This is a genomic window from Odoribacter lunatus, assembly GCF_943193135.1.
Classification (GTDB): Bacteria; Bacteroidota; Bacteroidia; order Bacteroidales; family Marinifilaceae; genus Culturomica; species Culturomica lunata.
The window spans coordinates 301282-322106 of sequence record NZ_CALPCZ010000001.1 but is presented as its reverse complement, the minus strand read 5'-3'; the positions used below and the strand labels follow the sequence as shown (position 1 = coordinate 322106).

Here is a 20825-nt window from a genome sequence, read left to right as displayed (position 1 = left end):
TCACGGAATCGAATCATTTAAGATAATCTTCAAAACTTCCGTCGGAAAAGAATAAAACAATACGTTTCAATTCTTTTCCAGAGTTTATAGAAGCATGAGACTGCTGCTGAATTATCGGCGGTGATACTATCTGTTTATAAGGTTGCTGGGGTTCATTATACTCTTTTTTTATTGTACTATCTTTATCCTTTTTCTTGGTTTGATACATTTCACCATTACCTGTCAACAACCAATCCATGCTGATATCAGGAAATGCTTTGGCAATATTTACCAATAAATCATACCCCGGTTTATTTCTTCCTTTTAACAAATGAGATATTGCAGACGGGTTTGCATCGATTAAAGTTGCAAACTTTGTTGCTGTTAATCCTTTTTCTTCGATGAGTTGATTTAATCTATCTTTCATAAAGATATTTTGCTATCTGTAAGTAAATATATTACAAATGTAATACAATTTTATCACATATCAAAATTACACATGTAATATATATGTAATTACATATGTAATGTAGAAAATTATAATCTTAAGTGATATTTTTGATGTGCCGTAAAATCAGTTACATACAGAATTTATCATCAAAATATTTTACAACAAACTGATTTTCAATATACATATATCGCGTTTATGTTGTTGTTTTAATAAAACAATCACTTTAATTTACCTACATATCGTATTGATATAGAAACAATTTATATAAAATTAATCCCTGTTTTTGCCGAAAAACCAAGAAATATTATATGATATCACCATGTTATATTGAACATATAATTACGGTAATACTGTATAAGTATATGGATAATAATATATTTGGTTATACAAACGTATTACGAATTAGCAAACATCTTGTGATGAGTCGCTATAACTTCGCATTTACTTACATATATACAATACACCATATTTTTTACCATTGTTCATTTATCTGATCTATTTACAAATGTAATATATACACCCTAGCAATAATTACTTTCGTTTCTGATGTTGTTTGTAAAACTTCTTTTGTATCTTTGAAATATTGAAAATTTAATCCTATGACAATTCAAGAAAAATTAACTCTTTTAAAAGGCATAATGAAACGAGAAGGTTTGGAAGCCTACATTATTTCGGGCTCAGATCCTCACAATAATGAATACCTGCCTTCTGCCTGGAAACAACGAGAGTGGATTTCTGGTTTTACAGGTTCATTCGGAACTGTAGTTGTAACATTGGAGAGCGCCGGCTTATGGACAGATACTCGTTATTTTATTCAAGCAAAAAAACAGTTGGCAGATTCTAGTATTGAATTACACAAACTAAGAGTTCCTCATGCTATTGATTACCCAGAATGGCTGTCTACAACATTAAAACCTGGTAACCATGTTGGAGTTGATGGTTTTTGTATGAGCGTACAAGATATAGCAAATCTAAGAGACAAATTGTCAACAAATAATATTAAAGTGGTTGAAAAAACAGATTTGTTAGGCGAAATATGGCTAGATCGTCCTGCCCTACCAGAAACACCTGTTTGTTTGTTAAGCGAAAAATATGCCGGAGAATCGGTTAAGAATAAAATCGATTTTATAAAAAAAGAATTGCATTCATATCATGCAGATTATTTCCTATTCAGTGCATTGGATGAAATAGCTTGGTTGTTTAATATTCGGGGACAAGATATTGAATATAATCCTTTGGTCATTTGTTATGCCATTGTTGGCAAGGAAAAATCATGGTTGTTTGTAAAACAAACCAAACTCTCTTCTAAAGCCACAGCAGAACTCCAAAGAAACGGCATTGAAATAAGAGATTATCACCATGTTTCTTTATTTTTGGAAGAATTGGAAAAAGGATGTCAATTTCTTGCAGATCTGCACACTTTAAACTATGCGATATACAACAAGCTCCAGGCAAAATTCTCTGTTACAGATATTCCATCCCCCATTATACAGAAAAAAGCTATCAAAAATCCAATCGAAATAGACGGATTCAAAAAAGCATGTATTAAGGATGGTATTGCCATGACCCGTTTTTTCTTTTGGCTGGAACAAGTTATGCATTCAGGAACAGTATCGGAATTTGAAGCCGCAGAGGAACTCACCGCTTTTCGAGCCCAATGCCCTGATTATGTTTCCGATAGTTTTCACACTATTTCCGCTTATGGCCCAAACGCCGCATTGCCACACTACTCTGCTATTCACGGCAAAGATGCAATATTGCAACCTAAAGGTTTGTACCTGGTCGATTCTGGCGGCCAATATTTATATGGCACAACCGACATTACCCGAACAATACCTTTAGGAGAATTAACAAGGCAAGAAAAAGAGGATTATACTTTAGTATTAAAAGGAATGATCGCTTTAAGCCGATGCATATTCCCCAAAGGTACTACTGGGGCGAATATGGATATAGTTGCACGACAGCCTTTGTGGAATAATAAAACAAATTTTGGACATGGAACTGGGCATGGCGTGGGACATTTCTTGTGTGTACATGAAGGTCCCCAAGATATACGTCAAGCATGGCGGGCACAACCTATCCTTCCGGGGATGATTACTTCCAATGAACCAGGCATATATCGAGAAGGAATGCATGGTATTCGACATGAAAATCTCATTATTTGCAAAGAGCTTGAAACAAATGAATTTGGAGAATGGTGCGAATTTGACACATTAACTCTTTGCTACTTTGATACATCAGGCTTGGTAATAGAATTATTAAACGAAGACGAGAAAAAATGGCTAAATACTTACCATGCAAAGGTATACAAACAATTGTCACCTTATCTTACAAAAGAAGAAGCTGAATGGTTAAAATATAAAGTAAAAGAAATTTAAACAAGAGGAGGAATATAACCTCCTCCTCTTTTATTTATATTTTCGACTTAGTATCTCTTTATAAACAACTGCTTTTCTTAAATCAAGTTCTGTCTCTTCTTCCCTATTATCTAAAACATCATTTTCAATGGCAGATACCAATTCTATTCTTTCTATGGTTGGTTTGTCGAAAGATTCAGTTGCATTGTCTACTGTATCCTCACCAAAAGAGTTTTGTGTATGAAAAATAGACTGACTTGTTGTTTCTACTTGTTGAGATTGAGATTGAGGTCGAGTTGTTTTTTCTTGTGCAAAAACCGATTTTATCAGGCGTGCCCCAACCACCAATAGTGTTAAAAGAATATATATCCAGTCCGGGATAGAATCACTTTTGCTCATAATTCTTATATTTGTATGAATTTAATTCTTTGTATGGCGAAATCAAAAATAGTACTTTTTTCTTTATCCGTTGTATTTTCATATATATTTCTCGGATGTCATGATGATTTAAAGAGAAATACAACTGTTCCATATACTCCCATTGATACACGTATTAACTTAGGTTGGACGGATTATCAGGATTTAAATTTTACAGGACGTCCCATTTATATACTTTATTCAACTCCTGCTGCTAAAATATTAGGATATAATGGAAATGGAATTATTGTTATAAAAACAGATTTAGATAAATATAAATGTTATGATGCGACATGTACAAACTGTATCGATGCAGATACTCATATTGAAATTATTCAGGGCGAACAAATAGCACGATGTCCTACATGTAATATCCAATTTTTTCTACCTTATGGAATTCCATTGAAAAGAGAAGAGGAAAATGACAAAATGGAAGTTGCACCTCTTCAAGAATACCCTGTTGAAGTTGCCGGAAACTTACTGATTATAAGATACTAATAACAAATACAGATATTTTGCAATAAAAATATTATAGGTTTAAGAAAATTATATGAGAAATAATCTTCTTTTTTTTACCTTTGTCAGAAATTCAATATAAACTCAAAACAAAGCGAAGTCCGGATGAAAAAAGCGTTGATAAGTGTTTTTGATAAGACTGGTATTATTGAGTTCGCCCAATCTTTGGATTCAATGGGGTGGCAAATCATTTCCACAGGGGGTACTTCAAAAATTTTAAAGGAAAAAGGCATTCATGTTCAAGATATCTCAGATCTAACGGAATTTCCAGAGTGTTTTGATGGTAGAGTAAAAACACTACACCCTAATGTTGAAGGTGGAATATTGGCCATCAGAGATAATGAAAAGCATCAAAATCAAATGACCCAATTAGGGATAGAACCGATTGATATGGTTGTGTGCAACCTCTATCCTTTCAAACAAACAGTTTTGAAGCCGGGTGTTAGCCATGAAGAGGTCATTGAAAACATTGATATTGGCGGTCCAACAATGATTCGTGCTGCTGCGAAAAATTATAAATATGTCACAGTTATCACAGATCCTGCCGATTATAATAAAATCATTACAGAAATACAAGCAACAGGAGATACTTCCGCAGCAACAAAAGAAATGTTGGCTGCAAAAGTATTTATTCATACTGCTCATTATGATGCGTTAATAGCTGACTACTTTTCAAAAAGGTTAGACATTACTTCTCCTAATACCCTTACTCTCACTTATGAGAAAAAACAAGATTTGAGATACGGAGAAAATCCACATCAATCAGCAACATTTTATACATCCATACAAGGGATTGAAGGTACATTGCCTGCTGCCATACAACTTCACGGGAAGGAGTTGTCTTATAATAATATAAGTGATACGGACGGAGCGTTGGAAACATTAAAAGAATTTAATGAACCGACAATTGTTGCGACCAAACACGCAAATCCCTGTGGAGTAGGCAGTGCTGGAACTATTTTAGAAGCTTATAAAAAAGCTTATCAGGCAGATCCGGTATCTATTTTTGGAGGAATAGTCGCTGCCAATCGAGAAATTGATAAAAATATAGCTGAAGAGATGTCTAAAATTTTCTTAGAGGTCATTATTGCTCCTTCTTTTTCTCCAGAAGCGCTCCAGATTCTTTCCAAAAAGAAGAATATCCGTTTATTGCAATTAGAGCATATCGATCAACAGAAACAATCGGGATTAAAAGTCAAATCTGTATTAGGTGGATTATTAATTCAGGATTTAGATACAGAACTATTTCCCAAAGAAGAAATGCAAGTAATAACCAAGCGCCAACCAACAAATCAAGAACTTGAGGACATGATGTTTGCATGGAAAGTTGTAAAGCATACAAAATCAAATGGTATTGCTATTGCAAAAAATAAATGCACAACAGGTGTTGGTCCAGGACAAGTTAGTCGCATTTGGGCTCTTGAAAACGCCATTCGTCAAGGGGGAAAGAATATTGCCGGTAGCGCAATGGCTTCTGACGCATTTTTCCCATTTGCCGACTGTGTTGAAGCTGCCCATAAAGCTGGTATTACTGCTATTATTCAACCGGGAGGTTCTGTCAGAGATCAAGAATCTATAGATGCTGCAGACCGCTATGGTATTGCTATGATATTTACAGGTATGAGACATTTTAAACATTAAAAATATATGGGATTATTTTCATTTTTATCACAAGATATTGCGGTCGATTTAGGTACGGCCAACACCATTATCATAAATAATGACAAGATGGTTGTGAATGAACCTTCCATTGTTGCCATTGATCGGAGAACAGAAAAAGTAATTGCTATCGGAGAAAAAGCTCGGCAAATGCAAGGGAAAACCCACGATAACATAAAGACCATTCGCCCTTTAAGAGATGGTGTTATTGCGGATTTTAACGCTGCCGAGCAAATGATTCGCGGAATGATTAAAATGGCGAATATCAATAATAAATTCTTCTCTCCTTCTTTACGTATTGTCGTTTGCATTCCATCCGGTAGTACTGAAGTTGAAATTCGAGCCGTTCGTGATTCATCTGAACATGCCGGAGGACGTGATGTTTATATGATTTATGAACCGATGGCGGCAGCATTGGGTATCGGCTTGGATGTAGAAGCTCCCGAAGGAAATATGATTGTAGATATTGGTGGTGGTACGACTGAAATTGCCGTTATCTCTTTAGGTGGTATTGTGACAAATAAATCTATCCGAATTGCAGGTGATGATTTGACTGATGACATACAAGAATATATGCGTCATCAACACAATATAAAAATTGGAGAAAGAACAGCAGAAGAGATAAAAATTCATGTAGGCTCTGCCTTATCCGAATTGGATGAACCGCCTGCTGATTTCATTGTACAGGGGCCGAACCAAATGACCTCACTTCCTGTTGAGGTGCCTGTCTCCTATCAAGAAATTGCACATTGTCTGGAAAAATCCATTTCTAAGATAGAAATAGCTATTTTAGGTGCATTGGAACAAACTCCTCCGGAATTATATGCTGATATAGTCAATAAAGGTATATATTTAGCCGGTGGTGGTGCTTTATTAAGAGGTTTGGACAAACGCTTATCCGATAAACTGAACATTCCGTTCCATATTGCAGAAGATCCGTTGCGTGCTGTTGCAAGAGGTACGGGAATTGCATTGAAGAATGTAGATAAATTCTCATTCCTGATTAGATAATTTTTGTGTTGTTTGTGGTGTTGCAATTATTGAAATCGTGAAGGATATTATAAAACTTATACTAAAGTATCATTTTACTATAATTTTTATATTATTGGAGGCTGCCTCCTTTTTTCTGATTGTGGAGCATAATAACTATCAGAGAACAGTATTTTTCAGGCATACGGCTTCAGTTTTTAACACCATCTCCTCTTATACTTCTGATATTAGAGGATATTTTTCGTTGAAATCTGAAAACGAGAAATTAGTTGAAGAGAATATAAATCTCAAGAACAAACTAATACAATTCAGTGCTCTACAGGAACATTTTCATCCAGATTCTATTGGAGTACAGACAGACTACATATATCATAAGGCAAAAACCGTTAACAGTTCATTTAATAAGACCAAAAATTATTTGACCATAAATAAAGGGCGGCATGACGGTATTGTCAATGAAATGGGTGTGTGTTCAAAAGAAGGCGTCATCGGTATTGTGAAAAATACAAGCAATCACTTCGCCAGTATTATTCCTTTAATAAACGTCAATCTCAAAGTCTCTGCAAAAATCAAAAAAAACAGTTATTACGGTTCTTTGCAATGGGATGGAAACGATTATCGTTACACTTACCTCAACGATATTCCTTTTCATGTCGATGTGGTGCAAGGGGATTCTATTGTTACGACTAGCTATTCCGACGTCTTTCCAGAAGGAGAATTAATTGGATTTGTAGAATCAGTTGACAGGCAGACAGCGAACTTTTTATCGATAAAAGTAAGATTGGCAACTGATTTTAAAAAACAATCCGATGTATATGTAATAGAGTCCTTAAAAAGAGAAGAGAAAAGAGTATTAGAACGTGAAAGTGAGGACGAATAAAAGAGGATGCTATGAATAATATAAAATATTGGATGCATTTGTTTGTTTTGTATATTATCCAATTAATGATTTTGGATAATATGCAATTCCATTCTTATATATGTATTAACATCTATATTTTAGCTATTCTGCTACTCCCTTATCATTATAAAAAAACTCCTATACTATTATTAGGGTTCTTATTTGGACTAATCATAGATCTTGCCAATAACACGATGGGAATACATGCGGCAGCAACCACCTTCATCGCTTATCTCCGCCCCCGTCTGCTGCTTATGATTTACAATCGCGACCAGATAGACAATATTCAAGGTGCTAAAAAAGTCAATAGTTTCAATTGGTTCTTTAAATACATATTGTTTCTAACTTTTGCCTTTAATATTGTACTGATTATGGCAGAGGCTTTTACCTTTGATAATATAGCTATCACTTTGTTACGCATTGTTTGCAGTACAGTGGCCTCTTGTTTTTTCATGGTGCTATATTATTTTATCGCACTGAAGAAGAAACAGGATTGATTTATTATTAGCACGTAGTAAAATGAATAAATTTACCCACAGGAAAGCTGTTGTTTCCGGTTTAATGATATTCGTATTCGTCATTTATATTTTGCAATTATTCAATTTGCAGGTATTGGATGGATCATACAAGCTTTTAGCAATCAACAATTCACAACGCATAGAAACTCAATTTCCTGCTCGGGGTTTAATATACGATCGTCACAATAAACTATTGGTATACAATCAAGCGGCTTATGATTTGATGGTCATCCCCCGCCAAATAAAAGCTTTTGATACAACGGAACTGACTTCTATTTTAGGTATTACTCCAGAATTCCTAAAGAGAAATTTAGACAAATGCAAAAAGTATTCCCGTTATAAAGCTTCCGTATTGGTTTCCCAAATTACAGACTCCAAATATGCTCGGTTGCAGGAGAAACTATATAAGTACTCTGGATTCTTTATTCAGACGAGAACTTTACGAAAATACAATGTAGCCCATTCCGCCGATGTGTTCGGATATGTAGGGGAAGTCAGCCAAAGCCAAATAGATAAGGATAGCACTTATACGGCTGGCGATTACATCGGCATCAACGGACTGGAAAAAAGCTATGAAAACATATTACGAGGTAAAAAAGGTGAGAAAATTCTACTGGTAGACAATCACAATCGTGTCATGGGTTCATATAAGAACGGTGAGCATGATATTCCGGCAGTAGTTGGAGGAAATTTAACGACAACATTGGATATTGAATTGCAAGAATACGCCTACCAGTTGATGCAAAACAAGAAAGGGGGTATCATTGCCATTGAACCGGCTACGGGAGAAATCTTACTGAAGGTTTCCAGTCCCGGTTACGACCCTCAACTACTTGTAGGCTTGGAAAGAGGTGAAAACTATCGGACACTGCAACAAAATCCTCATTTACCGCTTTTTGACAGAACCGTCACGGCAACTTATCCTCCAGGTTCCATTTTCAAAACCATACAAGGACTAATAGGTTTACAAGAAAAGGTAATAACCCCGGCAACTATGTATGAATGCCATTACGGTAATTCATTTAACGGGCAATTTATGAAATGCCACGGGCATGACTCCCCTTTGGACTTGAAAGGTGGAATCCAAAATTCCTGTAATCCTTATTTCGTCAATGTTTTCCGCAAGGTATTGGAAAATAATAAATACTCAAATGTCAGGGAGGCGTATGGAAAATGGCGTGATTACGTCCTGGAGTTTGGTTTGGGACAATGTATTTGTCCTGATTTTATGAATGAATCTTCCGGTTCTATTCCAACACAAGAATATTACGACAAAGTCCTCCGGACGCAAAATTGGTTTTATACCTATATTATGTCTCTTTCTATTGGACAAGGCGAATTATTGATTACTCCCCTGCAAATGGCCAATATCGTCACGTGCATCGCCAACCGAGGCTATTACATTACCCCTCACATCGTCCGTCCGACAGATGAAAAACATAAAGAACAAATACAACGTCATAATCTGAGCATTTCCAAGGCACATTTTGATATAATAGCCGACGCTATGGAAGAAGCTGTAAAAAAAGGAACAGCCCGGATTGCTGCCTGTGATTCCATCTCCGTATGCGGAAAAACCGGTACAATACAAAATCCTTCCGGATTAGACCATTCAGCCTTCTTTGCCTTTGCTCCTAAAGAAAATCCCCGGATTGCCATTCTGGTATATGTTGAAAACGGGAAATGGGGAGCAAGTTACGGGGCTCCTATTGCGGGATTGTTAATTGAAAAATATTTGAAAGGGAAAATTTCTCCTCGCAAGAAAGGATTGGAGAAAAGGATGCTGGAGTCTAATTTGATTACTCCGCAGCCACCCGAAAAGCAACAACCCCAAGAGTCTGAAATTTAATACAACAGCTATGCGCAGACAAAACGAACTGATAAAAAATATAGACTGGCTTTCCATATTCCTGTATTTAGTTCTGGTATTTATGGGATGGTTGAATATATACGCTGCCGTATACAATGACAATCACAGCAGCATTTTGGACATCACCCAAAAATACGGAAAACAATTGATATGGATAGGGGCTTCAGGGATACTGTGCTTTTTTATTCTACTTACGGACAGTAAATTCTTTACAGCTTTCTCCTTTATCCTTTACGGCTTGACCATTGGATTATTAGTCTCCGTCCTTGTATTCGGAAAAGAAGTACATGGAGCCCGGTCGTGGTTTGAATTGGGTGGAATACGGATACAACCTGCCGAGTTCGCAAAATTTGCCACGGCATTGGCTATCGCCAACATTATGAGCAGGCACGGATTCAAAATGATGCGTTTCACCAGTCTGTTCCAGGTTGGGATTATCCTGCTTATCCCCATGTCTTTGATTATATTGCAGAATGACACCGGCTCCGCTCTGGTATACAGTTCCTTTTTGTTGGTAATGTATCGCGAAGGGCTGCACGGCTCTATCCTATTACTTGTTTTCATTATTGTAGCCCTGTTTATTTTCACACTGCTGTACAGTTCGCTCACCGTACTGATTATTATCATTTTCAGTACCTTGATAGCCTTTTTATATTATAGGCAAAACAAACAGGAACTCTACCAAGTCGTCGGCTTTTTGGGATGCTGTATCCTCTTCCTTTTATTTATTCGTTGGCTCTTTGTCTGGAATATTCTCAACGAACGTATAGTGCTCTACTCCTATCTGGCAACAAATCTGGTCGGGATATATTACATCTACAAACGCAAGATGCAACACATCCTGCTCGTCATCTTAGCCTCTTGGTTGTGTATCGGAGCCTCCATCACCGTGGATTACGCTTTCGATAAACTGCAACCCCACCAAAAAGACCGTATCAATAACCTGTTGGGTATTAAAAACGACCCTACCGGTGCTGGCTACAACGTAAACCAATCTAAAATCGCCATCGGCTCCGGAGGCTTTTCCGGCAAAGGCTTTTTACAGGGCACGCAAACCAAATTCAACTTCGTGCCGGAGCAGAGTACGGATTTTATATTCTGTACCGTCGGCGAAGAATGGGGATTCGTGGGAAGTACGGTGGTTATCCTGCTGTTCCTGGCTTTTATTCTGAGGCTTATCACGCTGGCAGAACGCCAACGCTCCGATTTTTCAAGGATATACGGATACAGTGTAGCCTGCATCCTTTTCTTTCATGTCATTATCAATATCGGCATGACCATCGGTCTTGCTCCCGTTATCGGTATACCGCTCCCCTTTTTCAGTTACGGCGGTTCTTCCCTATGGGCATTCACCATTTTGATATTCATTTTCCTCCGTCTGGATGCAAACCGGTTACAGGTATTCAGTTAATAACATCAAAGGAACTGACATGAAAACACTGATAAAGAATATAAAACAACTGGTACAAGTCGAAACATCCCCCCGCAGGTGGGTGGCCGGAAAAGAAATGGCGCTTCTGCCCTATCTCTCGGATGCCTATCTGTTGATAGAAGACGACCGGATAGCCGGATTCGGGGAAATGAGCCGATTGGACCGGAGCAAACTGGAAGAAACGGATTTTTTACAGGAGATAGACGCCAGCGGACGCCTCGTTCTTCCCTCGTTTTGCGATTCGCATACCCACTTGGTTTATGCCGGAAGCCGCGAAATAGAGTACATCGATAAAATCCGCGGTCTTTCTTATGAAGAGATTGCCCGGAGAGGCGGCGGCATACTGAATTCCGCCCTGCGGATGCGCCAAGCTTCCGAGGAAGAACTATATGAAGATGCTTATGCCCGGATAGAGGAAATCGCCTCTTTCGGTACCGGAGCCGTAGAGATAAAAAGCGGTTACGGGTTGGATACGGCGAGCGAGCTAAAAATGCTACGGGTTATCCGACGGCTCAAGGAAACCACGCCCCTGCTGATAAAAGCGACCTTCCTGGGCGCACACGCCGTACCGGAAGAATACAAAGGGAGACAAACCGAATACGTCAATCTGATTATCAACGAAATGATTCCCGCCGTAGCGGCAGAGGAACTGGCAGATTATATCGATGTATTCTGTGATAAAGGATTCTTTACCGTAGAGGACACCGACCGTATGCTGAATGCCGGAATGAAATACGGCCTACGTCCCAAGATACATGCCAATGAACTGGATTTCTCTGGCGGCGTGCAGGTCGGAGTAAAATACAACGCTATTTCGGTGGATCACCTGGAGTATGTCAAAGAAGAAGAAATACAGTGTCTGCTGGGAAGCGACACCATGCCCACCGTCCTGCCTGGAGCAGCCTTCTTTTTGAATATGCCCTACTCGCCCGTCCGCGAAATGATTCGTGCCGGACTGCCGGTGGCACTGGCTTCCGACTACAATCCGGGCTCCTCTCCTGCCGGAAACATGAAACTGGTGATGTCGCTGGGTTGTGTCAATTACAAGATGCTACCCGAAGAGGTAATCAATGCCACCACTCTCAATTCCGCCTATGCCATGGGCGTGGAGGAAGAAGCCGGAAGCATTGCAGTCGGTAAACTTGCCAACTTCTATATCACCAAACCGATTCCGGGCATAGAATTCCTGCCCTACGCTTACGGCAGCAACCTCGTAGAGCAGGTTTTCTTGCGGGGAAAGCGATTGTAACGGATTATTCAATAAAAAATACGATATGAAAAAACAACTCATCGAATGCGTTCCTAATTTCAGTGAAGGAAACGATATGCACATCATCAATCAGATAACGGATGCCATGAAAACGGTAGAAGGCGTCAGCGTAATTGACGTCGATCCGGGAAAAGCTACCAACCGTACGGTCGTCACGATGGTCGGCGAACCGGAGCCCGTTTGTGAAGCAGCATTCCGGGCGGTGAAGAAAGCCGCCGAACTGATTGATATGACAAAGCACAAAGGAGCCCATCCCCGTTTCGGCGCTACGGACGTCTGCCCGCTGGTACCGGTGTCCGGTATCACGATGGAAGAAACGGTGGTATATGCCCGGAAACTGGCGCAACGCATCGGAGAAGAGCTGCACATCCCCGTATATTGCTATGAAAGTGCGGCATTCGCACCCGAACGCAAGAATCTGGCAAATTGTCGTGCCGGAGAATACGAAGCCTTGGGCGAGCGTCTCGGCAGCGAACAATGGCATCCCGATTTCGGCCCCCGCGAACTGAACGAATGGACGGCAAAAACCGGAGCCACGGCCGTCGGTGCCCGCAATTTCCTGGTGGCCTACAATGTGAATCTGAACACCACTTCTACCCGTCGTGCGAATGCCATTGCCTTCGACGTACGCGAACGCGGGCGGGTGAAACGGGAAGGCAATCCCGTTACGGGCAAAAAAGTATTGGACGAAAACGGACAGCCGGTGATGATTCCCGGCACGCTGAAGTCGGTGAAAGCCATCGGCTGGTTTATCGAAGAATACGGCATCGCCCAAATCTCCATGAACCTCACTGATATTTCCGTAACATCCATGCACGAAGCATTCGACGAAGTGTGCCGCAAGGCCGCCAACCGCGGTATCCGTGTGACAGGCTCGGAACTGGTAGGTGTTCTCCCCTTGCAGGCGATGCTGGATGCAGGACGCTATTTCCTGCGCAAGCAACAGCGCTCCACCGGCGTCTCGGACAAAGAACTGATAAAAATCGCCGTTAAATCCCTCGGTCTCGACGAGCTCTATCCTTTCGACCCGCACAAGAAAATCATCGAATACATTTTGGAGGACGAAGGCGCCAAAGATAAAAAGAAGCTGGTGGACATGGCGCTCACCGACTTTGCCGACGAAACGGCCTCCGAATCCCCCGCTCCCGGCGGCGGCTCCATTTCTGCTTACATGGGAGCCCTCGGTGCAGCCCTCGGCAGCATGGTGGCCAACCTCTCTTCCCACAAACGCGGCTGGGATGAACGCTGGGAAGAATTCAGCGACTGGGCGGAAAAAGGCAAAGCCTATCAGACGGAGCTCATCAAATTGGTTGACGAGGATACAAACGCTTTCAACCGCATCATGGATGCTTTCGGCCTGCCGAAGAAGACGGAAGCGGAAAAAGCAGCCCGCCAGCAGGCCGTACAGGAAGCCACGCGCTATGCTACCGAAGTACCTTTTAAGACGTTACGTCTCTGCTACGAATGCATGTCCGTAGCCAAAGCCATGGCGGAAACCGGTAATCCGAATTCCGTCACCGATGCCGGAGTCGGTGCACTCGCAGCCCGTGCCGGTGTGATGGGTGCTTTCCTCAACGTCAAAATCAACGCCGCCGGTCTCGACGACAAAGCCTTTGCCGCCGACATCATCCGTCAGGGCGAAGAAATCGTTGAAAAAGCCAACCGCCTGGAAGCCGAGATACTCCAAATCGTAAACAGCAAGATTTAATCCTTTCTTCATAATAAAACCCCTCGTTTCGGTATATGAAACGAGGGGTTTTCTATATTTCTCACATTTTAGGAACCTGTTTTGTGCAAAATCCCACATTTTAGGAACCTGTTTTGTGATTTTGAAGTAAAACTTCAGTAAATACTTCCTGCCGGTTGGTACAATCTACCGAAACGAGGGGCGATTACCCCACACTCACCCTCGGCTATCTACCTGCCGAAAGCCGGCTCTACCATACCACCGAAATGAGGCGGTGGCAATATACTGCGATTATAAATAAAAACGGTGCATCGTTTCCAATGCACCGTAATAGCTTTAATCGAATAAAAATATTATTGATTCTCCAACCATTTTATAATCCTTTCCCTGAATTTCGAATCATACCAATCCCTCTTATCATGCTTGATATAATCCGAAAGTTTAAACTTTACAACAGGATTCGCAGACTCCCCTATACCGGATTGTCGAAAAATATGCATCAAACCCTCCCGCTCACACAAATAACAATCCGCATAGTTTCCTTTAGTGATAATTCCCCACAAAGTCCCTATGTACAAGGTGAATTCTTTCGTGCGGATATCTACTTTTCCATACACGCTGAAATCTTCACTGGCAACATCCTGATGGAAATCAAAATAGACGACATCCGCCAATCGGGAACTGGGATAAACAGAACGAATAAAACCATATGCTTCCACCGAGGATTTATTCGTGATAGCACGAAACTCCCGTGAATGAGAAAGTTCGTAGGAAGATAAAACTGGTATTATTTTGCTACCTGGTCCATCTGAAATGGCAAGCATCAAATCTCCTTGCCACTCCGTTTCCATAAAGTAAGCATCCGACTCTGCATTGGAAACAATTCCAATATGACAAGTGTGGTTATTATTGGGTATCCAATCTACTCCTGCACGTAAATAATAGTGTGGAGTCTTACTTTCAAAAATACGCCACGCCCCAATCCCAGCTGCAACCAGTAGCAACATCACAACGAATATGCCAATTTTATGCTTAGATAGTCTCTTTTTTCCCCCCTTCTGTACTTTGACTTTTTCTGCATTCTCTTGCTCTAATACCACTGGAGACTGAACAGACAGTACCTCTTCCCTTCTGTCTTCCACCCTTTTCTCCACTTCGACAGTTTTTTCTCTCAGATGCAACTCATTATATCGCCGAGCCTTATAAAACACTCGTGCCAACAAAATATAAATAACAATCGACACTGCTACTATGTCCCACCCTTCGTTAATCCAATCAATCATTGACTTTTCTTCCGACACCTCATAAACCTCATAATAAAACACAAAAAACGGCCAAGTAATAATAATAGTCAAATAAGCGACAAACATAAAACTGCCTAAATTTTTCACTCCCCCTGTCGGCTCCTCAGAAAATTTCATCAACTGCCTGGCAATACATAATATGAAAACAAGCAGCCCCAAGAACAATACAGTACTTAAAAGCCAGTAGTCTTCATCACTCATTTTAGCCTTCAGAACAATATCCATAATAGCATTCGCTAAAAAACACCACGGCAAAAACTTCAACAACGGAATCTCCTGTTTGAAGTTCTTCATATATTGCACGAACAACAGAAATCCCCAAAACAACAGCAAATCCCATGTAAATAAAGCACTATCTACTTCTTTCCCTTGTAAAATTACCCTAACTGTTGACAATACTGTAATTCCGGCAAACCATCCCCAAAACTTACTGCCTCGGGGAATGCGCAATAGTCCTTCTCTTTTTATTCCGACAGTTTCTGTTGAAACATTTGCACTTTTAGGAGACCTTTGTGCATCCTCCGTTAACCATTCCCCGCAATGTTTGCACTTTTTTGCCGTAGCGAAAATCTCCTCACTGCAATACGGACAAGTAATTACTTCATCTGAATTGTTCATAAGAATTTGTTTTTATAAATCGTCACACATACATTTACCTATAAGATTAAGCACCTACAGTCAGTAAAATGGGAAATTCATACGTGCGGGGCGTTTTCAATATCTGATAGTTGGCACCTGCCTGTGTAGTGACGCTCAAACGGTATTGTCCCGGAGCCAATGTGGGTATGGAAATAATAATCTGTGATTTCGTGTTGGCTATAACGAGGTCTACTTTCTTGGCTTCACCCTCTCCGTCCGGTTTGAAATAAACGCCTACGGCAGGGTCGTCCCCTTTGAGCAGGATGCCGCTGCCCGTGATAATTGCAGGTCCGCCGGGTGTCAGCATTTCACTCACTTTGCCGGTCGTGGAATCGGTAATATCATTGATAGCCGGTCCCACCTGGGCAATCTGCAGGCGCGCGCTCAATTTCTTCATGGCCTCCTGCAATAACTTACCCGGTGTATAGGTAACACCAAACTTGTGTACTTTGGGGTCAAACACCGGCTGGGTGCCGATGAAAGAACCGCTGACATTCAACAGATATTGTCCCACCCCGTCTACAAGGCTCTTGCCTTGGGCTATCGCCTCAATCTTTTTCTGGTCAGCCAGATTCAGAATATGTTCAATCGTCTCTTTTCGGTACTCCGTACGTTCCGCCACAATCCGCGCGGCAATATCCGCATTGCGCACCGTACCTGTAATGTTTACTCGACCGCTGTAGTCGTTTGGATCGGATGTCAAAATATTGTCATACAAATCCACTGATAAAATGGTATTTTCTGCCATGATTTATAGTTGTTTATATCCGGTGGTTAAGCGGATGTTACCTGAATCTTACCATAAAAAAACGTACGTTTAAAATGGCCACGATTTTCGTGATTTGGCGGCAAAAGTAAAAAATATTTCTTAAAGTAAATCAATACGTTACATTTTTTGGTCTTCAGGCGAAAGTCAGCTTAAAAAAACGTACCCTTTTTTTGGTCATGTATCGTATTGATTCCCAATTTCTTCCATCAGGTTTTTTACTATAAAAAAACAGCCTTTTTTTGGGCAAAACCGGGCTAATTATTTCTGGTTACCACAACCACCCAAAAAACTATCCAAAAAACTATCCAAAAAACTATCCAAAAGACTACTCAAAAGACTACCCAAAAGACTACCCAAAAGACTACCCAAAAGACTACTCAAAAGACTACCCAAAAGACTACTAAACGTCTGACAGATCAGCAACAAGCTATTTTAGCGTATGTCAAACAAAATCCATCTGTAACAAGAAAAGAAATAAGTGATTCTATCCCCCAAATCACAGAAAACGGTGTAAAGTATAATCTTGCCCGGTTGCAAAAACTTGGTATTCTGAAACGCATCGGAGGCCGCAAACAAGGGCATTGGGAAATAATTGACACTAAATAATCTATGAATTTTTCGGTTTTTCGTATCTTTGCAAGAGGTATTATAGTATATAGTATGACTCTTTAAGCGATAATAAACAACTCTTATCTACGCTTCAAGTTAAACCAAGATATGGAAACGAAACACTACTCCGGTTTAAATGATTCGGAAGTACGGCAAAGCCGGGAAAAGGAAGGTGCCAATGTACTTACCCCTCCTGCCCGAACGCCCCTTTGGAAATTGTTTCTGGAAAAGTTCCGGGACCCCATTATCCGGATTCTGTTGGTGGCGGCGACGCTTTCGCTGGTGATTTCCATCGTTCACCATGAATATGCGGAGACCATCGGTATTTTCAGCGCTATTTTTCTGGCGACAGGTGTCGGTTTCTGGTTTGAGCTGGATGCCAACCGGAAATTTGAATTGCTCAACCAAATTAATGAAGACGTACTTTACAAAGTCATCCGCAACGGTCAGGTGCAGGAAGCTTTAAAAAAAGACCTGGTGGTAGGCGATATCGTGATTCTCGAAACGGGAGAAGAGATACCCGCCGACGGGGAACTGCTGGAAGCTGTGTCGTTGCAGGTCAATGAATCGACGCTGACCGGCGAACCGGTGACGGACAAGACAACGGATCCGGCGGCTTTCGACCATGATGCAACATATCCCTCCAACCGGATATACCGGGGCACGACTCTTGTAAACGGACATTGCATCTATAAAATACAAAGCGTAGGCGACCGCACGGAATTCGGGAAAGTGGCGCGCAAATCCACGGAAATCACCGACGACAAAACCCCTCTTAGTCAGCAACTGGAGAAACTGGCCCGGCTTATCAGCATTGCCGGCTTTATTGTTGCTATTGCTACATTCGCAATCTTACTGTGCAAAGACATCCTTTCGGGAGTTATTCAGAGCGATAATCTCTTTACGCTGGACACGGCGGGACGTATCCTGCGCTACTTCATGGTAGCCGTCACCGTGATTGTCGTTGCCGTTCCCGAAGGACTGCCCATGAGTGTGACGCTAAGTCTGGCGCTAAGCATGCGCAAAATGCTCAAGACGAACAACCTGGTACGCAAGATGCACGCCTGCGAAACGATGGGTGCTACGACCGTCATCTGTACGGACAAAACGGGCACGCTGACCCAAAACCGGATGCAGGTCTGCCGTGCCGATTTCGATACATTGCCCGACGGAAAGCTGGGAACGGACGAGGCATCCCTACTGGTAAAAGAGGGTATCTGTGTAAACTCCACCGCTTACCTCGACTTTTCCGACCCGCACAACGTCAAACCATTGGGCAATCCCACCGAAGCGGCCTTGCTGCTATGGTTGCAGAAACAGGGTGTAAACTACATGGAGCTGCGGGAGAACGCGGAAATCATCGAGCAGCTTCCTTTTTCCACGGAACGCAAATACATGACGACCCTCATACGCACTACATCGGGTGCGAAACGGCTCTATATGAAAGGTGCGCCGGAAATCGTTCTCGGCCGATGCAGGCGGATATTGACGCAAGCAGGCATCAAAGCATTGGAAGACTATCGCCCGGCCATAGAAAACCGTTTGTTGCAATACCAAAACCAAGCAATGCGCACCCTGGGATTCGCTTATGGGGAAGCGGACACGGACAACATGGTATTTCTGGGGGTAGTTGCCATTTCCGACCCTATCCGACCGGAAGTGCCTGCCGCCATTGCCCAATGCCTGCACGCCGGAATCGATGTCAAAATAGTGACAGGTGACACTCCTGCCACTGCCCGTGAAATAGCACGGCAAATCGGAATATGGCAGGAACAGGACGGCGACGGGCAACTCATTACGGGAAGCGACTTTGAACGCCTGTCGGACGACGAAGCCCGGAAGCGAATCGGGAAATTGAAAATCATGTGCCGTGCCCGACCGACGGACAAGCAGCGGCTGGTTCAGCTCCTCAAGCAAAACGGAGCCGTTGTGGCGGTAACCGGAGACGGAACCAACGATGCCCCCGCCCTCAATTATGCCGATGTGGGACTGTCGATGGGTTCCGGTACTTCCGTGGCAAAGGAAGCCAGCGACATCACCCTGCTGGACGATTCCTTCCACAGCATCGCCACTGCCGTTATGTGGGGGCGTTCCCTGTACCGCAATATCCAGCGTTTTATCCTCTTTCAGCTTACGATAAACCTTTCGGCCTTGCTGATTGTGCTGTTAGGATCCGTTTTCGGGCACGAAATGCCGCTGACGGTCACGCAAATGCTGTGGGTGAACATGATTATCGACACATTCGCCGCTGCCGCGCTCGCTTCTCTCCCTCCCGATCCGGGGGTAATGAACGAACGGCCCCGCAAAGCAGGCGATTTCATCATTTCCGCAGGCATGCGCACCCGGATTATCGGTATCGGGCTCACCTTTGCCCTGTTCCTGCTGGGACTGAAATACTACTTTACGGATGCAACGGGAAGCATCTCTCCATACAACCTGTCCGTATTCTTCACGACTTTCGTTTTTCTGCAATTCTGGAATATGTTCAACGCCAAGGCATTCCTGTCCGGTTCCGCTTTCCGGAACATACGCCGCAGTACAGGTTTTCTGATAATCATGGTTGTTATTCCGGTGGGACAATTCCTGATAGTGAAATTCGGAGGCGAGGTATTCCGTACCGTACCGCTAAGCGGGTGCGACTGGGCGTATATCATCGGCTCGACCTCCCTTGTCCTGTGGTGCGGAGAAGCCGTACGCAAGCTCAGACCGGTTTTCTGCAAACGAAATACATAGGATGGTACGTAAGCGGAAAGCGGTCGCCCGACCCGTCTTTCTCATAGCGGCAGGCAAACTGTTGCAATGTAGCCTTTGTCCAGAAAACAGACGAACCGGTAGCATTTACTCCTGTCTTCTTTAAATGACGCAGGACATCCACCGCCTCCGCAAAATAGAGCTGCTCGCATTGTTCTTCAAAACAGAGAATCTCAAACCGGGAAGCCAGACAGGCTGTCAGTTCCCGACCGGAATGGTATTGCAAGCCATTAAAGGCAAACGGGCGCAATTCCGCCATATTCCGGGGACCGAACGTACTGAATGCCAGCAGTCCGCCCGGAGACAAATGAGCAGCCAATTTTTTTAAAGTCTCGTCCGGACGTGAAAACCATTGGAAAGTAGACGAAGAAACCATTAAATCGAAACTTCCCGGTATCTCCCGTTCTTCAATATCCCCCGCCAGGCAATGCGTAAGCGGTATTCCGCATCGTCCGGCGGTCTTCAGGCACATCTCCTCCACCAAGTCGTTCACATATAGGACGGAGGGCTGTATCCGTTCCCGCAGGCAGCTGGTAAACAATCCCGTTCCGCAGCCGATTTCAAGCACCCGTTGCGGCGGATAATCCAGAAAACGCACCAACAGCCCGAACAGATAGTCCGCAATCTTCCGCTGTACAGAGGCGTTCTCCTCATAACTCTCGATACTCCGTCTGAAACGGTGCTTTATTTCCGCCTTGTCTATCAT

Annotated in this window: 16 protein-coding genes; 11 read left to right on the top strand and 5 right to left on the bottom strand. The window is 42.3% G+C overall.

Annotated features, from left to right (window positions below; translation table 11 throughout):
- Window positions 1-13 precede the first annotated feature (13 nt).
- Entirely contained in the window at window positions 14-406 is a 393-nt protein-coding gene (locus NFR61_RS01430) for a helix-turn-helix domain-containing protein (protein ID WP_251619961.1), read from the bottom strand.
- 623 nt (window positions 407-1029) lie between these two features.
- Here NFR61_RS01430 and NFR61_RS01425 point away from each other — a divergent pair.
- Window positions 1030-2808, top strand: a complete 1779-nt coding sequence (locus NFR61_RS01425) for an aminopeptidase P family protein (protein WP_251619960.1) — start codon at window positions 1030-1032, stop codon at window positions 2806-2808.
- 30 nt (window positions 2809-2838) lie between these two features.
- On the opposite strand, the gene NFR61_RS01420 is transcribed toward NFR61_RS01425, so the two are convergent.
- Window positions 2839-3186, bottom strand: coding sequence for a hypothetical protein (locus tag NFR61_RS01420; RefSeq protein WP_251619959.1), 348 nt, complete (start codon window positions 3184-3186; stop codon window positions 2839-2841).
- Between the two features lie 33 nt (window positions 3187-3219).
- Between NFR61_RS01420 and NFR61_RS01415 the strand changes: the two genes are divergently transcribed.
- From NFR61_RS01415 to ftcD, 9 genes are all read left to right on the top strand, one after another.
- Window positions 3220-3702 carry a hypothetical protein gene (locus tag NFR61_RS01415; RefSeq protein ID WP_251619958.1) on the top strand — a complete coding sequence of 161 codons (483 nt, stop codon included), beginning with the start codon at window positions 3220-3222 and terminating at the stop codon, window positions 3700-3702.
- A gap of 123 nt (window positions 3703-3825) precedes the next feature.
- The gene (gene purH, locus NFR61_RS01410) at window positions 3826-5361 is read left to right on the top strand and encodes a bifunctional phosphoribosylaminoimidazolecarboxamide formyltransferase/IMP cyclohydrolase (RefSeq protein ID WP_251619957.1); all 1536 of its coding nucleotides are present in this window, start codon (window positions 3826-3828) and stop codon (window positions 5359-5361) included.
- A 6-nt stretch (window positions 5362-5367) separates the two neighbouring features.
- A complete protein-coding gene (locus tag NFR61_RS01405) occupies window positions 5368-6390 on the top strand; it encodes a rod shape-determining protein (protein WP_251619956.1) in 1023 nt (340 codons plus the stop codon).
- Between the two features lie 37 nt (window positions 6391-6427).
- Window positions 6428-7249, top strand: a complete 822-nt coding sequence (gene mreC, locus NFR61_RS01400) for a rod shape-determining protein MreC (RefSeq protein ID WP_251619955.1) — start codon at window positions 6428-6430, stop codon at window positions 7247-7249.
- Window positions 7250-7464: 215 nt separating this feature from the next.
- On the top strand, window positions 7465-7767 hold the full coding sequence (locus tag NFR61_RS01395; protein WP_251619954.1) for a hypothetical protein: 303 nt from the start codon (window positions 7465-7467) through the stop codon (window positions 7765-7767).
- 22 nt (window positions 7768-7789) lie between these two features.
- Complete coding sequence (gene mrdA, locus NFR61_RS01390; protein ID WP_251619953.1) at window positions 7790-9637, top strand: penicillin-binding protein 2; 1848 nt, start codon at window positions 7790-7792, stop codon at window positions 9635-9637.
- 10 nt (window positions 9638-9647) lie between these two features.
- Complete coding sequence (gene rodA / locus NFR61_RS01385) at window positions 9648-11069, top strand: rod shape-determining protein RodA (RefSeq protein WP_251619952.1); 1422 nt, start codon at window positions 9648-9650, stop codon at window positions 11067-11069.
- Window positions 11070-11088: 19 nt separating this feature from the next.
- Entirely contained in the window at window positions 11089-12339 is a 1251-nt protein-coding gene (hutI, locus tag NFR61_RS01380) for an imidazolonepropionase (RefSeq protein WP_251619951.1), read from the top strand.
- A 25-nt stretch (window positions 12340-12364) separates the two neighbouring features.
- The gene (gene ftcD, locus NFR61_RS01375; protein WP_251619950.1) at window positions 12365-14068 is read left to right on the top strand and encodes a glutamate formimidoyltransferase; all 1704 of its coding nucleotides are present in this window, start codon (window positions 12365-12367) and stop codon (window positions 14066-14068) included.
- Window positions 14069-14400: 332 nt separating this feature from the next.
- Here the strand turns inward: ftcD and NFR61_RS01370 are convergent, their stop codons facing one another.
- Both NFR61_RS01370 and NFR61_RS01365 read right to left on the bottom strand, forming a co-directional pair.
- A complete protein-coding gene (locus NFR61_RS01370) occupies window positions 14401-15969 on the bottom strand; it encodes a hypothetical protein (RefSeq protein WP_251619949.1) in 1569 nt (522 codons plus the stop codon).
- 46 nt (window positions 15970-16015) lie between these two features.
- A complete protein-coding gene (locus tag NFR61_RS01365) occupies window positions 16016-16738 on the bottom strand; it encodes a DNA-binding domain-containing protein (protein WP_251619948.1) in 723 nt (240 codons plus the stop codon).
- 738 nt (window positions 16739-17476) lie between these two features.
- On the opposite strand from NFR61_RS01365, the gene NFR61_RS01360 reads away from it, so the two are divergent.
- A complete protein-coding gene (locus tag NFR61_RS01360; RefSeq protein ID WP_251619947.1) occupies window positions 17477-20101 on the top strand; it encodes a calcium-translocating P-type ATPase, PMCA-type in 2625 nt (874 codons plus the stop codon).
- Here the strand turns inward: NFR61_RS01360 and bioC are convergent.
- Window positions 20070-20825 carry a malonyl-ACP O-methyltransferase BioC gene (gene bioC / locus NFR61_RS01355; RefSeq protein WP_251619946.1) on the bottom strand — a complete coding sequence of 252 codons (756 nt, stop codon included), beginning with the start codon at window positions 20823-20825 and terminating at the stop codon, window positions 20070-20072. The genes NFR61_RS01360 and bioC overlap by 32 nt on opposite strands.

Excerpts from the sequence above, each read along its gene's own strand:
- NFR61_RS01430 (WP_251619961.1), bottom strand. The coding sequence starts at position 406 with ATGAAAGATAGATTAAATCAACTCATCGAAGAAAAAGGATTAACAGCA.
- NFR61_RS01425 (WP_251619960.1), top strand. The coding sequence starts at position 1,030 with ATGACAATTCAAGAAAAATTAACTCTTTTAAAAGGCATAATGAAACGA.
- NFR61_RS01420 (WP_251619959.1), bottom strand. The coding sequence starts at position 3,186 with ATGAGCAAAAGTGATTCTATCCCGGACTGGATATATATTCTTTTAACA.
- NFR61_RS01415 (WP_251619958.1), top strand. The coding sequence starts at position 3,220 with ATGGCGAAATCAAAAATAGTACTTTTTTCTTTATCCGTTGTATTTTCA.
- purH (WP_251619957.1), top strand. The coding sequence starts at position 3,826 with ATGAAAAAAGCGTTGATAAGTGTTTTTGATAAGACTGGTATTATTGAG.
- NFR61_RS01405 (WP_251619956.1), top strand. The coding sequence starts at position 5,368 with ATGGGATTATTTTCATTTTTATCACAAGATATTGCGGTCGATTTAGGT.
- NFR61_RS01395 (WP_251619954.1), top strand. The coding sequence starts at position 7,465 with ATGGGAATACATGCGGCAGCAACCACCTTCATCGCTTATCTCCGCCCC.
- mrdA (WP_251619953.1), top strand. The coding sequence starts at position 7,790 with ATGAATAAATTTACCCACAGGAAAGCTGTTGTTTCCGGTTTAATGATA.
- rodA (WP_251619952.1), top strand. The coding sequence starts at position 9,648 with ATGCGCAGACAAAACGAACTGATAAAAAATATAGACTGGCTTTCCATA.
- hutI (WP_251619951.1), top strand. The coding sequence starts at position 11,089 with ATGAAAACACTGATAAAGAATATAAAACAACTGGTACAAGTCGAAACA.
- ftcD (WP_251619950.1), top strand. The coding sequence starts at position 12,365 with ATGAAAAAACAACTCATCGAATGCGTTCCTAATTTCAGTGAAGGAAAC.
- NFR61_RS01370 (WP_251619949.1), bottom strand. The coding sequence starts at position 15,969 with ATGAACAATTCAGATGAAGTAATTACTTGTCCGTATTGCAGTGAGGAG.
- NFR61_RS01365 (WP_251619948.1), bottom strand. The coding sequence starts at position 16,738 with ATGGCAGAAAATACCATTTTATCAGTGGATTTGTATGACAATATTTTG.
- NFR61_RS01360 (WP_251619947.1), top strand. The coding sequence starts at position 17,477 with ATGGAAACGAAACACTACTCCGGTTTAAATGATTCGGAAGTACGGCAA.
- bioC (WP_251619946.1), bottom strand. The coding sequence starts at position 20,825 with ATGATAGACAAGGCGGAAATAAAGCACCGTTTCAGACGGAGTATCGAG.